The organism is Lawsonibacter sp. OA9 (assembly GCF_022440585.1).
Genome location: NZ_JAKNTI010000022.1, coordinates 2628808 through 2643877, shown reverse-complemented (window position 1 = coordinate 2643877; position 15070 = coordinate 2628808). Strand labels below are relative to the sequence as shown.

The window sequence follows — 15070 nt, the reverse complement described above, 5'->3', positions numbered from 1 at the left end:
AACGCCAAGAGACTTCTCATATTCAATTTGAGCGATGCGGAGATTGGCCTCCTCATAAGAGGAGAATCGTTCATAAAATGGCTCTGGATAACATGGGTAGCAGTAAGATATTTCGTACTGTTGTCCCTTTTTACGTGGTTTCATGTATACTCCTTTGCAGTCACGTCCATTTGTTGGCGATATCCTCCTTCCTGCTACATCAATGGAGTACCCATTCATGCAGTGAGTATAGCATGGGCGGTTGAGAAAATCAACCGCCCTATGCCATACGATCAGATCAAGGCTTGCGCTTTAGATAGTCGATCAGTGATTGTTTCGGGATGCGAAGCTGGCGGCCGACCTTCACACTGTATATCTGTTTGGAGGGCACCAGCTCATAGGCCGTATTCCTGCCGATGCCGAGTATAGGCATCAGGTCCTCCACACGGAGGGTCAGGGGTAGTTCATCAAAGGAATGATATTTACGCTCCATTGCCGCCACCCCCTCTCACCGAGGTCAGGTAGATGTCGGTCACGTCCGGCCGCTCATGGCCCAGGAGCCGGGACACGGTAAAGTGGGCGTCCAGGGCGCCCATCCCCCGTTGACCAGCTCCTTGTATTTCTCTGCTGCGTAAGTATGACTAAGCTCGTGGAAGCGACAAATGGACATTCCCTCGTGGAAGCGGAAAATGCCATATGCTATGATATTGTTAGAGGCTACGGTTTGCGCCGTAGCCTTTTTTGGCGAAGGAGGGTATTTTTTCATGGCACGAAAAAGCAGAAAACATCAGTATACAGAAATGTTTAGACCTTCTACTGCCAATGCAGTAGGATATGTTCGACTTTCAGTTGCAAATCAGGAAGAATTCAATTCTATCCAAAATCAGAAATTCATTATCGAACGCTGGGGCGATCAGCACCAAATTCCTATATCGCATTACTATATCGATAATGGTTTTAGCGGTCAGCGATTTGACCGGCCTGCATTTCAAAAAATGATAGAAGATATACTTGCGGGCAAAGTCAACTGTGTTATTGTAAAGGATCTCTCTCGCCTGGGAAGGGACTACATTACTACCGGTTACTATATCGAAGTCATTTTCCCAGCTAACGGAGTCCGATTTGTATCTGTAAACGATCAATTTGATACGATTGACGGTATTACCAACCAAGAACATCCTTACAGTTCCAGAATACGCGTACCCATAATAAACGCATTTAACGAGCAAACATCTATTGAAATTAAAAAGAAAGTGGAGGCGACCTTAGACATGAAAGCACAACAAGGTACATTTATTGGGCCAAGAGCCCCATTCGGTTATCAAAAATCAGAATCTAACCACGATAAACTCATTCCTGATCCTAAAGCAGCTATTGTTGTCCGAAAAATCTTTGGGTTAGCAGCGAATGGCACTGGTATGACCGCCATAGTTCGGTATTTGAACGAGAAAAATATTCCCACACCAATCCAATATGCGAGATCAAAGGGGTTGGCCGGAAACTATGATGATGGAAACGGAGATTGGAATAGCAGGTCAGTCAAGTATATCCTGACCAATCGAACCTATACCGGCATGCTCATACAAGGAAAAGAAAAGAGAGCTGTTGCCGCAACACATGAGCCCTTGGTAGAAACGGATACCTTTGATGCCATTCAAAGGTCATTTCAAGCGAAAGCGTTTAACCTTACCACAAAAGGCCAATCGACAGAAAATGTTTTAAAAGGGAAAGTTATCTGCGGGTGCTGCGGTGGGAAAATGCAGCGTAAGCGCGGAACCAATCATGCAGATTGGTACTTCTTTACCTGTATTACTAAAAATCGTTTAGGTGCTGGTAAATGCACTGGTATGTATGTGCGGGAGGAAGATGTTTTTCACGCTGTCTATTATCAACTAAAGTTATATGTAAACGAGCATTTTATTTCCGATTCACACTATAAGCAGGTAATAAAGGGGCTTGACAATGATATTGCCCAATCTGATCAGCAATATCAAGAGACTTTTGAGAATTTTATTCGTCATTATGAGATGTTTGTTGACGGAGAAATCAGCAAAGAAGAATTTCGAGTAGCTCAAAGTGCAGCGAATGAAAAGAAAGCAATTCGAGATGGTTTGATTACAAGCAAGACGGATTATGAAAGACAGTATCAAGTGTTTCGCAAATTATTGAAAGCAAGTCACAAAGAAATTGCTCTCAGCGAGATTATGGACTGTATTGATGAGATTATCATATGTCCAAACAAAAATATTACCGTTAAATGGGCGATTGAATTCTAAATGGGCAATTATTAGGTATTGCTGTTCTTTTCTCTAATAAATTTTCATGTTTGCGTATTAATTGTAAAAATATGTGCTTTAATGGTTATAGAGATATTGAAAGCAAGCTAAGGATGATCGTATGGGAAGAAAAAAAGATAATCGAGAACGATTAAATCATCGCTTTAATATAATGGATGACTTAAGCTTACGGACAATGACAACACACAAATCTCGCTGAATTTTAAAGGGAAAAGTTATCTGTGGATGCTACGGCAGCAAGATGTAGCGCCGCCGAGGTACGAATCGGGCGAACTTGTACTTCTTCACTTGTCTGACGAACAACCGGAGTGGAGTCGACCGCTACACGGGAATGTATGTGCGCGAAGAGGACATTTTCATCGCCATATATTATCAGTTGAAGGGATATATCAAATCCAGATCTGGCTTTAGCGTGGAATATGGCTCAAAATAGGAGAAACTTGAACAAAAAATTACTGAGTGTCAGGCCATACTATCCGATATTTCACTTGAATGAGGTATGCGGATCTATGAGCAGTTTGTTAAAAACGAACTAGACAAAGATACCTACCTAGCCGAAAAAGCAAAGAGCAACGAGGCAAAGAAGTGTTTGGAGCGTGTACAACATGAGCTGAAAATGCATGGACGCCGATACCAGCAGTTCTTAAGGAGGTAGCAAGCTCTGAACAAGGAAATACCATTGGATTAGATCATGGATTGCATTGACCGGATAACGGTAAGTGGCGGCCGTCAGATTAAGGGAACTTGGGCGGATACAGATTGATTTACAAGTGAGTAACAGCCTGGTATAATATTTATAATTCCGGATAACTCTGCTATGAGTGTACGAGATCAGAGCCTATTCCTTTTTCAAAAAAGTTTTTGGTTAGAGAAATTTGCTTATGCGAGGTAATGAAATGATAAGTCCAGATTTGCCTATTACTCGATCTTCTGATGACAAACTTAATCGGCAATTGTTTGCCGAAAGTCTTGCTTGTGTTTTATTGAGATCCACTTTTCCTACCTCTTTTACCGTTGGCCTGTATGGCGAATGGGGGAGTGGTAAAACATCACTTCTCAACATGGTGATAGAACAAGTAGAGGCCAAAAATAAGGATGTAATCGTATTAAGATTTAATCCTTGGCTTTGTTCTGATCCCAAACAGCTTATCACCCAGTTTTTCAAGCAGATGGCAAGCGCAATCAAAATAAAGAAACCCGCAGCGGATACTGTGTGTGAATTAGTGGATCAATATGCAGATTTTTTTGATGCAGCAAGTCTTATTCCTGGTGCTGGAACGGCAATTGCCGCAGTGGGTAAGGCATTTTCAAGCAGGGCAAGGAAACACATAAATCAAAAAGACAACGATTTGCAAGGGAAAAAAGATGAAATAATTCGCAAAATGGGCGAAGATCATTTGAAAATTATTGTGTCTATAGATGATATTGATCGGCTTTCCGAGGAAGAAATCATTGCAGTTTTTCAACTGGTAAAATCGCTAGCGGATTTTCCAAATGCGGTGTACCTACTTGCATTTGATTACGATGTTGTGGTGCGTGCACTTAGCGTGGTACAACATGGAGACGGGCGAGAATATCTTGAGAAAGTTATACAGGTTCCGTTTGAAATACCCGCGCCAAGTATGGCGAGCATTCATAATGCGCTTTTCTCAAAGCTCAACGGAATACTTGGAGATATATCAGAAGACCGGTGGGATAAAGCGATATGGGCAGAATTGTTCCAATTGGGAATAAAAGAATATATTCGGTCTATTAGGGATGTTATTCGATATTCAAATGTATTTTACTTAAAATATAACCTCTTACAAGATGAAACCGATCCCGTAGATTTACTCGGCTTGACATGCCTTCAGGTGTTTGAGCCGGCTATCTATTCTATGCTCAATGATTATAAGGACACGATATGTGGCTCAAATAGCAGCTACTCATCTGATCGACAAAAGACTGAAGAGGAGAAGGTAAAGAAAGCTGTCAGCAATCTTTTTGCAACTGGTGTTGCCACAAATGAGGAGGCTGCAAAAAACATTTTGGGGATATTGTTTCCTAAAATGAATTTGGCTTTTGGTCGATATTTTTCTTATGGGCGCTATTACAATCATAGAGAATTTTTAATCAAGTGTAATATTGCAGTTCCAGAGTGTTTTGACCGTTATTTTTCACTCTTTCTGGAAGACAATGCAATTCCAACGGTAACTATGAAAAGATTCATGTATGAGGCAAATGAAAGTGAGCTTCTAACAGGAATTAATCAGCTTTATGAGGATGGAAAAATTATTAGGTTACTTGAAGAAATCGAAGCATACGCAAACCAAGGCGACTCGAGGAGTATTCCTTCAGAGCGGGCGGCATTGCTAATACGCTGTCTATGCAAAAAATGGAGTTATTTTAAAGTCGAGGAGGAAGGTTTTTTTACAGTTCCATTTGCGTGGAGATTGCTATTTTGTGTTGATCCTTTACTAAAAGCTATAGATGCGTCGGAACGCTTTGCGTTCTTACAAGGAGTATTTGAAGATAAAGAGGTCGAAGCGTCAACATTAGCGTTACTTTTGCATAATTTCGAAGTACAGCATGGACGCTTTACCGATAAAGAGTCACATGAAGATAAACAGGTGATCTCGTTAGACGAACTGTTAAAGCTTGAACCTATATTTAAGGCCCGATGCATGGATGCGGTAGATTTAGGAACTGCATTGTCACAGTATGGAGGACTGAATTTTTTGTGGTTACTAAGTCAAATTGATGAAGAGCTTGTAAAGCACATCAAAGATATACTTATTACGGATGACATTTCGCTTGCAAAGATTATCAGTTACTGCACCTCTTATGGGAAAATGGCAACTAAGCTCGTTGTGAAAACACGCAAGATAAACACGCAAAGCCTCAGTGAGTTTACTGATATAGATGAAGCGTATCGGCGTATGGGTAACTTTGTAAAAACTCGTGAATTTTTACTACTTCCAGAAGAAAACCAGTTAGATTCTGTTGCTTTTCTAATGACTATGAAAAGAGACTCAGAAAACAGCCTGATGGAAGGTTATATTGCAGAAGAGGTCATAAAAAAAGAACTTCAAAATATAGTCGGTACGATTCAGTAAAACAGAAATCTCAAACTATCTGACTCTATGGATAGTTTGGGATTTCTGCCTTCACAGAGAATTATTTTTTGTCGTGGGCTTGACATACGGGTGACGGAGGCCATGGAAGGAAAGCGGCCGGTCAGAGCCCTCACCCCGGACATCAGCCCTGTGTTTCAGGATAAAGAGCTGCAAGGCATGGATGGTCTGTTCGGTGGGCGTACCATCCGGCACCAGCAGCTTGTGGCCGCGGGGCGTGCGCTCCAACTGTTGCCGCAGAGCAAGGGCGATCTGCTCGTTGATGGGGACGGTGCGGTCCACGCCGCCAAAGCAACGCCGCTCCAGTTCCATGGCCAACTCGTCATTACTGGGGAGTCGGTATTTGGGCCGGCTCATCTTGTCGTGGAAGAACCGGATGGCGGCCAGGTCGGTCTTGATGGTGCTGGGAGACTTGCCATCCTCCTGCATCTGGAGGACATAGGCGGTGAGGTGCCTGCCGCTGATGTTCTCCAGCTTTTGCAGATGGTACACATCCGCTAAGTAGGCGCAGAACCGCTTGCACGCCCCATAGTAACGCTCCTTGGTGCGGTAACTGTATGGCGCCGGGCCAGCTTGTCCAACTGGCTCACCAGGGCCAGATGAAGGCCCATATTCTCAATATTTCGTGACATATATCAAAACTCCTTGCAGGTCATCGTTATGTTCAGGCGGGCGCAGTACGCCCATTGGCAAAATCGTCTGTTTCCAGTGGATTTCCGTGGAGATCGTCCATGCCCGGCAGTCGCCGTAGGCTGGAAAAGCCTTGCGGCGGAATCGGTTCAGGGAACGGGGACGGCTCATTCACGGAAGCCTGTCTCTCTTTGATTTTGAACCAGGTCAGTACGAACGCAGTATGGGGACAAGCCCTGCTGCTGGGCAAACTGCCCGGCGGCGATTGCTGACACAACCGCTGAACTCGGCTGCGGGCGATGGCAGACGCCATGGCCGCGTGTGTCGTTCGATCGTCCGGCCACGGATCGGGGGAGTGCTGTTCCTGCGTTGCCGGAGCCATGCTCTCACCATGGCGCGCAGGATCGGGAGGCTGCCACGCTCCCTGGACGGTGTTCTCGCCGTACCGTCCCAACGGCTCTCAACGCTACTTTCGATGATCGACAAGGTTTTCATGCTCCAACATTCCTGCCGGGCCGTGGCTGGTAGCCGCCACGTCAGATCCAACGAACAGAAAAAACACGGAAAGAGGCTAAGCTGCTCGTTCGCACAGTCATGCTTTTCGTGTCTTCGTGGTTTCGTTATTGAATTTTCTTTCTGTTCCTACATCTTCAAGGCCATTCCGGAGGCGTGAGGGCACACTTATCCCTTATGTCTCGCCGTTCCTCCCTAACTTACGCCACCCTGAATACAGGTACAGTATACCAGAGCGGCCAGGCTCTTGTGTAGGTGGAATTTTTCCTGCTTTCGCGCGCAGAGACCAACGTCTCGCGAGATGCCCTTGACGACCGCGAGCTCGAAAGCGCACGGCCAACATAACACAACTCAGTTGTCTGGGCACAGCAACTACAGGCTATGGCCTCAACACATTCGTAGAAACTTAACAACGTGTGCAATGCGGCTGCCTGCTGCTCCCAAGCCAACGACCTGGCCCGGTTTTCGCGGAGATCGCACAAAGAATCAATCAACATCTTCTATATGACGCTATATCTTGTGATTTTCAATATAAAATATCAATATTTAGTGTGCCGTAAGTGTTTTCAATCACAATCTGGAGCTGAAGTATCTACTCTGAAAGGACCCTGGAAACCATGTCCGAGAAGAGTGTATAGCTAAACGAGGAAGTAATCAAGAGTGAGATCGAGGAATTGGTCCGTGGCAGAGTAGAGGAGACCCTCAACGAACTGCTGGAGGCTGAGGCGGAGAAGCTGACCTAGCCCGGTACGAGCGCAACGAGCAGCGCCAGGGCTACCGTAGCGGCCAGTACAGCTGCAACCTCAACGCCACTTCCGGGGACATCACCCTCAAGGTACCCAAGCTCAAGGGGATCTCCTTTGAGACGGCCATCATTGAGCGCTGTCGCCGCCGGGAGGGCAACGTGGAGGAGGCCCTCATAGAGATGTACCTGGCCGGCGTGTCCGTCCAAGCGCGTAGAGGACATCACCTGAGGCCCTCTGGGGCAACAAGATCTCTTCCTCCACCATCAGAGAGCTGAACAAGAAGACGTAGTCCACATTGAGGCTTGGCAGAACCGGCCACTACAAGCCGGGTGTTATCCGTATGTCTATGTGGATGGGATATATTTGCGCCGCAACTGGGGCGGAGAGTTTGAAAATGCAGCCATTCTGGAGGCGATTGCGGTCAATGAGGACGGATCCCGCGAGGTTCTGGGCACCATCGAGGGCATGAAAGAGGACAAGGCCAGCCGGGTCAGTTTTTTCCAGTAGCTGCGTGGCCGTAGTCTGGACGGCGTAAAACTTGTCATTGGAGACAATTGCCTTGGTATGCTGGAGGCTGTGGGAGAAGCGTTTCCTGAGGCCAAATACCAGTGGTGCACCGTCCACTTCTACCGCAATGTGTTCTCGGTCACGCCTCGCTCCAAGGTGAAGCTGGTGTCCAAGATGCTCAAGGCGATCCATGCTCAGGAGAGCAGAAGAGCTGCCAGAGAAAAGGCTAGGACCGTGGTGGAGGAACTCCGTTCCATGAAACTGAAGGAGGCCGCTAAAAAAGTTGAGGACGGTATTGAGGAAACATTAACCTACTGTGATTTTCCAAGCGAGCACTGGACCCGCATCCGCACCAACAATGTCATTGAACGGCTAAACTGGGAGATCCGCCGCCGCACTCGTGTAGTGGGTAGTTTCCCGGACGGTAATTCTGCCCTTATGTGCCCGGCTGAGCCATGTGGCCGACACCCAGTGGGGCAACAAGAAGTACATGAATATGAAGCTCCTGGAGGCTTCCGTTGAGGATTTCATTGATGGCTGACTTTATTCATCCCAGAGACTGCAAACCAAAGTGCGAAAAATTTTTGACACGACCCGAGGCGGCTCAGGCCATGGGAATTTTTATGGAGCAGGTCATGTAAGATAGAGAAAAAAGCCGGATGGGAAACAAAAACTTCTTGTCCGGCACTCTTTGAACGTTTCCGGTCATTTCCATTGTGGGTCATGTAAAAACCGTGCTTTTGTGGGGAGAGGAAGAACAAATGAAACGAAGCGGCTGTCACCCACTAGGGCGACGGGGTAGCGCGCAATTCGTTCTGACGAGGGTTACGGTGTGGGTCAGACTGTTGTCCCACACCGTGACGCTCGCAAAAATCAAAAATCCGCAGTAAAAAAGCCAGAAAAATCGAATTTTTTAAGGATTTTGTTATGTGTTGATAAAAAATATGTTATTGTATGGGATACTTCGTTCCAGTTCTTTGTTTGCAAAATGTGAATGTAATTTCTGCCTTTGCATGAGAAATTGCGACAAAGAACGGACACTACTCCTCCTCAGGTCGATTTCTGAAGCTAAAAATGCCTATTCCCTTAATCCAATAAAATACACAACTGAGTATTCGATGCCTATGCTTTTATGAATCATCATAATAGGAAGAGAATGGTCATCACAGAAATGCTCAATAGCTAAATTCTAAATTCCAATCTCTGCTCGTTTCTATATATTCCCAGAAAAAGAGCCTTTCAAATTTGCCGAGCAGATTTTCTAAATCATTGCCTTGCTTATAAGCCGGAAATTTTTCCTTTATATTCTCGACTCCGCAAAATTCAACAATACTTGTATAAACATCTTCATCTTCAGTTCTGCCAATGGCCATTCATGATTTAAGGCTAATATGCAATTCTTAGAGGTTTACAGTTGAAATGCATTCTTCAGCGGGTCCCAATTATTATAAATGACCTGTGTGATCCCCTGTTCGATGGCTTGCAGGCTGTCTGTATCGTGAATGAGCTTGAGGCCTTTTTTTATGTTAAGGGTAGACCGCTGCTCCAGGATATGTAACACGATGGGCTCCAATTCGGGGTAACTGTCAAAGCCTATGCCGCCGATACACAGAATATCAGGGTCAAAAAGATTGGTCAGCAAGGAAAGGAGGATTCCTAGCTTTTCCGCCCTGTCCCGTATCAAACTGATACGATCTGTACCACTAAGATCAGAAGATCGAAGAATCTCCATACCCCGTTGAGCCAAATCGTTTTCAATACATCCTTTGTTGCCGCAGTAAGAGCATACAGCGTCTGGAGTTCCGAGGGGAATGTGGGCGACCTCCGCCGCATAGCCGTTTTTTCCACGCAGCAGCACTCCCTCGCAGATAATTCCGACGCCCAGCCCCGTGGAGCTGTGGAGGTATACAATATTATTGACTTCCGGATACTCCTTTTGAATTGACAGGGCGCACAGGTTGGACTCATTTTCTATATAGCAAGGCAGTCTCAGAGCACGTGTTAAAAGCTCCTTGAGAGAGACATTGTTCAAAATGGGGATGGCGGAATTGATGACAAGCCGGGTAACCTCATCATAGATACCTGGGACAGAGATGCCCACACCCACAATCTGGATATCGGAAAACTGCTGGAGTATGTTATTGCAAGTAGTGTCTATCATTTTAATTAACGTGGAAATATCCTGTATCTTGGAAATATCGAAATAAGTCCGATATAAGCTCTCGCCCGCAAGGTTGGAAATAGAGTAGTTTAGAATCCCTTCCTCCTGAAAGTCGATACAGACGGAAGCAAATCCGGCACAGTTGAAGATCTGTATACAAGGAGTACGACCAACGGTAGAACTGCTTATCTTTTCCTCAACCAAAACATTATTGTATTTGAGTTCATTGCACAAGTTGGAAACGGTGGAAAAACTCAATCCGGTAATAGCGGAGATTTCATTTTTAGTCGTCCCGCCTGAAGTGCGCAGTACATTTAAGATTCGTTTGATATTTTGGGACTTAATGTCTGTTACATCCATGGCCACATACCTCTTTTGAGCTCTTGCTAAATATATTAATTTTACCAAATGACGGCGGGAAATGCAAGCAAGAACGGAGAACAGGTTGTAGGGCTACTGTATTTTCACGGAAAATAAGCGGAGTATTTTAAAAATATTTCTATATACTCTTTACATTTATTTATTTATTAATTATAATAAATAATAAAATAATTATAAATAAAATGCAAATCAGGGATTCAAAAGCAGAATGAAACGCAGCGCAAAAGAGCAGGGAATGTAAGTATGCGGCAGACAAATCTTATCTAAAAAATTTTCAGTGTGCAAGTATTTGGGTGCTGAGGTGGTAGTATGGACTTAAATCAGATTATTGTGAATGTGATGGTGGGCATTATGGCGTTAGCCGCATTGGACAGGTGTTTCGGCAATCGCTTTGGGCTGGGCGGGCAAATTGACGCAGGTTTGGATACATTCAGCTCTATGTGTATCCCCATGGTTGGTATGATCCTGCTGGCTCCCATAATTGGCTCTTTCCTGGGACCTATCATTTCCCCTTTTTTCCAGATGATGGGAGCTGATCCGGCCATGTTTCCCGGTGCTATTTTAGCCTGTGACATGGGGGGATATTCACTGGCGCAGACCATGGCGATGACGCAGGAGGCGGCGGACTTATCTGGATGTATTTTGGGCTGCTCGTTGGGCGGGGCGATTTCCTTTATCATTCCGGTAGGCATCAACATCGTTCAGAAGGAATACCACAGCTATTTTGCCCTCGGGGTATTGATTGGAATTATTACGGTTCCCTTGGGACTGGCCGCAGGCGGTATATATGCTGGATACCAGTTTTCTATGGTAGCCCGAAATACGCTGCCGGTTCTGCTCTTTTCCTTGCTGATCGCTCTGGGGCTGTGGAGAGCGCAAAAAGTCACAATCATGATTTTCAAGGGATTTGGCTATCTTTTAACCGCCATATCCACCGCAGGTTTTGCCATCGGGATTATCCAAGAACTGACACCGGTGGTTATCATCCCCGGACTCGCCTCAGTGCTGGAGGGTATTCAGGTGGTAGGCAGTGTGGTAATTGTTTTATGCGGGGCCTACCCGATGCTCCAATTGATAAAACGGCTGATAGGCCAGTCCCTTCAAAAGCTGGGCCTCCTATTGGGAATCGACAGCAACGCAACGGTAGCCATACTGGGCGGTTTCGCCAACATTATGCCGATTCTGGGTACTTGCAATACGATGTCTCCGGCAGGCGTGGTGGTGGCTGTAGCCTTCGCGGTCAGCGGCTCCTGTATGTTTGGAGACCATTTGGGCTTTATTGCCGGTGTGGACCGGACAATGATTATCCCGATGATCCTCTCCAAAATGGTAGGCAGTTTCAGCGCCGTGGCTTTAGCCACTTACGTCTGCAAGAGGGGCAAAATCCCCGGCGGAGGAACTTTCGCCGCCAAACCAGAACAGCAGTGAACGATATATGAAATAACAATCAGGATTGGTGACAGACGGAAAGGATGGTAAAGAAAATGTGGATGAAAGATATGTTCGGTGTGGACAAGCCCATCATAGCATTGCTCCATCTGCGCGCTTTGCCCGGCGACCCGCTGTACCGGCGGGAGGACTCGATTGAACAGGTAACTGAAACCGCCCGGAAGGAACTGCTGGCGTTACAGGAGGGGGGCGTGGATGGAGTTCTGATTGCCAACGAGTTCAGCCTGCCCTATGAAAAGAAGGTTTCTCTGGTGACTGTGGCATCAATGGGATATATTGTGGGAGCGCTCCGTGAGGATATCAAGATTCCCTTTGGGGTCAACATTGTGCTTAACCCTCTGGCAACAATAGATCTGGCTGCCGCTGTGGGGGCTGGCTTTGTCCGTAGCACCTTTACAGGAGCCTATGTCGGTGAAGACGGACTGACCGACACCGATATTTCAGCAGTTATCCGACGGAAAAAGGCCTTGGGGCTGGATGATCTGAAACTGCTGTATAAGGTCAACCCGGAGTCGGGGGTCTATCTGGCGGAGCGGCCCATTGAGAAGATTACAAAGTCCATGATTTTCCACTGTTTCCCAGATGCCTTGTGCGTATCCGGTGCCAGTGCCGGGACGGAGACGGATAACGGCTTGATCCAGCGGGTCCGGGAGGTGTCCGGAGATACCCCGGTACTGTGTAATACCGGCTGTACGGCGGAAAATATTTGTGAAAAACTGGATTACTGCGACGGGGCCTGTGTGGGGACGGCCTTTAAAAAGGATGGAAAATTTCAGAATCTGGTAGAGGCGAGCCGAGTGAAACTGTTTATGGACAGGGTCCGGCAGTACCGCAACGAACACCGGTGCTAGATTTCTATGCGGGAAGGAGGATCTCTGTGATGCAAGACTGGCAATATTTGATGGGCATCGATATCGGAACTTCAGAAAGTAAGGGGTGCATTATTGACACCCATGGGGCTGTAGTGGCTTTTTCCGCTGTAAAGCACAGTATGGAGAATCCGAAACCAAATTACTATGAGCACGATGCCGACGCGGTCTGGTGGCACGATCTGTGTGTGCTGACACACCGCCTTCTGGAAGAGGCTCATCTGTCCAAGGAGGCGATACAGGGTCTAGGAATCAGCACGCTGGGGACGAACTGTCTTCCGGTGGACAAGGACCTGAGACCGCTCCGGAAGGCGATCCTCTATGGGATCGACGCTCGGAGCCAGAATGAAATCAAATATTTGACCGAGTATTATGGCCAGGAGCGGGTCAGGGAGCTCTTCGGTCGTCCCATATGCTCCGGGGATATCTGCGCCAAGATACTGTGGATTCGTAACAATGAGCCGGAGGTCTACGCAAAGACCTATAAATTTTTGACGGGCACATCTTACCTGGTGGCGAAACTGACGGGAAACTGTGTCATAGACCGTTTTTTGGGAATTGCCTCTTTCCGTCCCTTATATACGATGGACGGGCGGATTCGGGAGGAGATGTGTGAACCCTTCTGCCGGCCGGACCAGCTCCCAGAGGGAAGAGTAGTCACCGATGTGGCGGGCCATCTGCACCAAGCGGCTGCCGAGGCCACAGGGCTGGCTGCGGGCACGCCGGTGATTGTAGGTTCCGGGGATTCCACCGCTGAGGCTATCAGTACCGGAGTAATCCGGCCCGGAGACATGATGATGCAATTTGGTTCTTCAATCTTCATCTACTGCTGCACCGAGTATATGATCCAAGATGACCGGGTCCGTGGAAATAACTTTACCATTCCAGGTACATTCAGTGTTGCAGCTGGGACCAATAACTGTGGTACGGTCATCGACTGGTACCGGGACAATTTCTACCCCGAGCTGGCCGCGGCTGCGGAGAAAGGCGGAGAAAACGTCTATGAGGCGATGATGCGGCAGGTGGCCGATATTCCCATCGGCAGCGAGGGACTGATTACCTTACCTTATTTCGCAGGAGAGCGGACCCCCATCAACGATCCGGAGGCCCGCGGCGTTGTGCTTGGCCTGAGGAGCTGTCATACAAAAAATCACATGTATCACTCCCTGCTGGAAGGGATCGCCTTCTCGGCTGCGCAGCACGTCGATATCTTGAAAGAACACAACATATCTCCTTTGCACATTATGGCTGCGGGAGGAGGGGCCAAAAATGATATTCTCATGAAGATGGTGGCGGACATAACGGGAGAGACGGTCCACATTACCAAGGTGACCATCGGAGCCTCCTACGGCGATGCGCTGATGGCGGGGATCGGAACCGGTTTCTTTGACAGCTTTGAGGACCTGCAGCGAGTAATACAATTCTCCGTGGACATTGAACCGGATTTGGAACGGCATGCGGCATATCAGAAGTACCGAAGAATCTATGACCGGGCATACCTGGCTAACCGGGATCTGATGCATTCGCTTTAAAACTTTTACCGGGAGGCGGAATATTTGTGATGAACAAGCTGAAATTTGAACAGTTGGCGGGGATGAACTGCCATTACGCCCATTATCCGTTTACTTACTATTTGGACAGTATCGCCGAGGTAGGGGTGAAAAATGTGGAGGTTTGGGCTGCCTCGCCCCATCTCCATGTGGATGACGTTACACACCAAAAAGCACAGGAAGCCCGCTGCGCGATCCAGGACCGGGGCCTCAAGCTGATCTGCTATACGCCGGAGACCGTTGTCTATCCGGTCAACATCGCCGCCCCGGAGGAGGATATTCGTAAGCGCAGTCTGGCTTTTGAAAGCCGGGGGATTGAAATTACGGCAGAGCTGGGATGCAGGATGATGCTGGTCACCTCCGGTTGGGGGTATTTGAACCAGAACCGCGAGGAGAGCTTGGGGCGGGCCATGGAAGGATTGGCCTATCTGACAGCCAAGGCGGAGCGGGAAGGTGTCTTGCTGGCGTTGGAACACCTATCTCCGATTAGTTCCAATTTGATTAATACGGCACAGGACCTGCGGCAGGCGGTAGACGAGATTAGCTCCCCAAACTTGAAAGCTATGCTGGATACCTGTCAGGTGGGGATAGTACATGAGCATGTCCGGGATTATCTGGAACTGCTGGGCAAAGATCTGGTCCATGTCCATTTGGTAGACGGCACGCCTGGGGGCCACTTAGCCTTCGGGGACGGAAACCTGCCGCTGAAGGAATTTGTGGATACCTTGGGTGAGTATGGGTATGAGGGCTGTCTGTCCATGGAGATTGCGGATAGACGTTATTTTATGGACCCCAGGCAGGCTGACCGCCAGTCGATTGAAACGTTTAAGAGCTGGATTCAATAATGAACTAAATTGAATGGGTGCCTTCCGACT

At 47.3% G+C, this 15070-nt stretch carries 10 protein-coding genes and 2 pseudogenes; 7 read left to right on the top strand and 5 right to left on the bottom strand.

All coding sequences use genetic code 11. The features are described from left to right. Nucleotides 1-277 precede the first annotated feature (277 nt). Nucleotides 278-472 carry a helix-turn-helix domain-containing protein gene (locus MCG44_RS14000; RefSeq protein WP_240288835.1) on the bottom strand — a complete coding sequence of 65 codons (195 nt, stop codon included), beginning with the start codon at nt 470-472 and terminating at the stop codon, nt 278-280. 271 nt (nt 473-743) lie between these two features. On the opposite strand from MCG44_RS14000, the gene MCG44_RS13995 reads away from it, so the two are divergent. Both MCG44_RS13995 and MCG44_RS13990 read left to right on the top strand, forming a co-directional pair. Further along, nucleotides 744-2255 carry a recombinase family protein gene (locus tag MCG44_RS13995; RefSeq protein ID WP_240288834.1) on the top strand — a complete coding sequence of 504 codons (1512 nt, stop codon included), beginning with the start codon at nt 744-746 and terminating at the stop codon, nt 2253-2255. Between the two features lie 902 nt (nt 2256-3157). Next, the gene (locus MCG44_RS13990) at nt 3158-5371 is read left to right on the top strand and encodes a P-loop NTPase fold protein (RefSeq protein ID WP_240288833.1); all 2214 of its coding nucleotides are present in this window, start codon (nt 3158-3160) and stop codon (nt 5369-5371) included. 51 nt (nt 5372-5422) lie between these two features. Here MCG44_RS13990 and MCG44_RS13985 read toward each other — a convergent pair. Both MCG44_RS13985 and MCG44_RS14970 read right to left on the bottom strand, forming a co-directional pair. Further along, a pseudogene (locus MCG44_RS13985) lies at nt 5423-5890 on the bottom strand (hypothetical protein); the annotation flags it as partial. Further along, on the bottom strand, nt 5887-6021 hold the full coding sequence (locus MCG44_RS14970; RefSeq protein WP_263858405.1) for a hypothetical protein: 135 nt from the start codon (nt 6019-6021) through the stop codon (nt 5887-5889). The gene MCG44_RS14970 and the pseudogene MCG44_RS13985, both read right to left, overlap by 4 nt. Nucleotides 6022-7185: 1164 nt before the next feature. Here MCG44_RS14970 and MCG44_RS13980 point away from each other — a divergent pair. Beyond that, a pseudogene (locus MCG44_RS13980) lies at nt 7186-8326 on the top strand (IS256 family transposase). 634 nt (nt 8327-8960) lie between these two features. Here the strand turns inward: MCG44_RS13980 and MCG44_RS13975 are convergent. Next, nucleotides 8961-9158 carry a hypothetical protein gene (locus tag MCG44_RS13975; RefSeq protein WP_240288832.1) on the bottom strand — a complete coding sequence of 66 codons (198 nt, stop codon included), beginning with the start codon at nt 9156-9158 and terminating at the stop codon, nt 8961-8963. Nucleotides 9159-9193: 35 nt separating this feature from the next. Then, nucleotides 9194-10306, bottom strand: coding sequence for an ROK family transcriptional regulator (locus MCG44_RS13970; RefSeq protein WP_240288831.1), 1113 nt, complete (start codon nt 10304-10306; stop codon nt 9194-9196). Between the two features lie 330 nt (nt 10307-10636). On the opposite strand from MCG44_RS13970, the gene MCG44_RS13965 reads away from it, so the two are divergent. The 4 genes from MCG44_RS13965 to MCG44_RS13950 are packed head-to-tail and all read left to right on the top strand — an operon-like array spanning nt 10637 to nt 15040. After that, the gene (locus MCG44_RS13965; protein WP_240288830.1) at nt 10637-11755 is read left to right on the top strand and encodes an ethanolamine utilization protein EutH; all 1119 of its coding nucleotides are present in this window, start codon (nt 10637-10639) and stop codon (nt 11753-11755) included. A gap of 56 nt (nt 11756-11811) precedes the next feature. Continuing rightward, nucleotides 11812-12627 carry a BtpA/SgcQ family protein gene (locus MCG44_RS13960; RefSeq protein WP_240288829.1) on the top strand — a complete coding sequence of 272 codons (816 nt, stop codon included), beginning with the start codon at nt 11812-11814 and terminating at the stop codon, nt 12625-12627. 29 nt (nt 12628-12656) lie between these two features. Continuing rightward, nucleotides 12657-14177, top strand: coding sequence for an FGGY-family carbohydrate kinase (locus MCG44_RS13955; RefSeq protein WP_240288828.1), 1521 nt, complete (start codon nt 12657-12659; stop codon nt 14175-14177). Nucleotides 14178-14206: 29 nt separating this feature from the next. Next, a complete protein-coding gene (locus MCG44_RS13950) occupies nt 14207-15040 on the top strand; it encodes a sugar phosphate isomerase/epimerase family protein (RefSeq protein WP_240288827.1) in 834 nt (277 codons plus the stop codon). Nucleotides 15041-15070 lie beyond the last annotated feature (30 nt).

Coding starts and splice junctions, on each gene's coding strand:
- MCG44_RS14000 (WP_240288835.1), bottom strand. CDS start 472: ATGGAGCGTAAATATCATTCCTTTGATGAACTACCCCTGACCCTCCGT.
- MCG44_RS13995 (WP_240288834.1), top strand. CDS start 744: ATGGCACGAAAAAGCAGAAAACATCAGTATACAGAAATGTTTAGACCT.
- MCG44_RS13990 (WP_240288833.1), top strand. CDS start 3,158: ATGCGAGGTAATGAAATGATAAGTCCAGATTTGCCTATTACTCGATCT.
- MCG44_RS14970 (WP_263858405.1), bottom strand. CDS start 6,021: ATGTCACGAAATATTGAGAATATGGGCCTTCATCTGGCCCTGGTGAGC.
- MCG44_RS13975 (WP_240288832.1), bottom strand. CDS start 9,158: ATGGCCATTGGCAGAACTGAAGATGAAGATGTTTATACAAGTATTGTT.
- MCG44_RS13970 (WP_240288831.1), bottom strand. CDS start 10,306: ATGGATGTAACAGACATTAAGTCCCAAAATATCAAACGAATCTTAAAT.
- MCG44_RS13965 (WP_240288830.1), top strand. CDS start 10,637: ATGGACTTAAATCAGATTATTGTGAATGTGATGGTGGGCATTATGGCG.
- MCG44_RS13960 (WP_240288829.1), top strand. CDS start 11,812: ATGTGGATGAAAGATATGTTCGGTGTGGACAAGCCCATCATAGCATTG.
- MCG44_RS13955 (WP_240288828.1), top strand. CDS start 12,657: ATGCAAGACTGGCAATATTTGATGGGCATCGATATCGGAACTTCAGAA.
- MCG44_RS13950 (WP_240288827.1), top strand. CDS start 14,207: ATGAACAAGCTGAAATTTGAACAGTTGGCGGGGATGAACTGCCATTAC.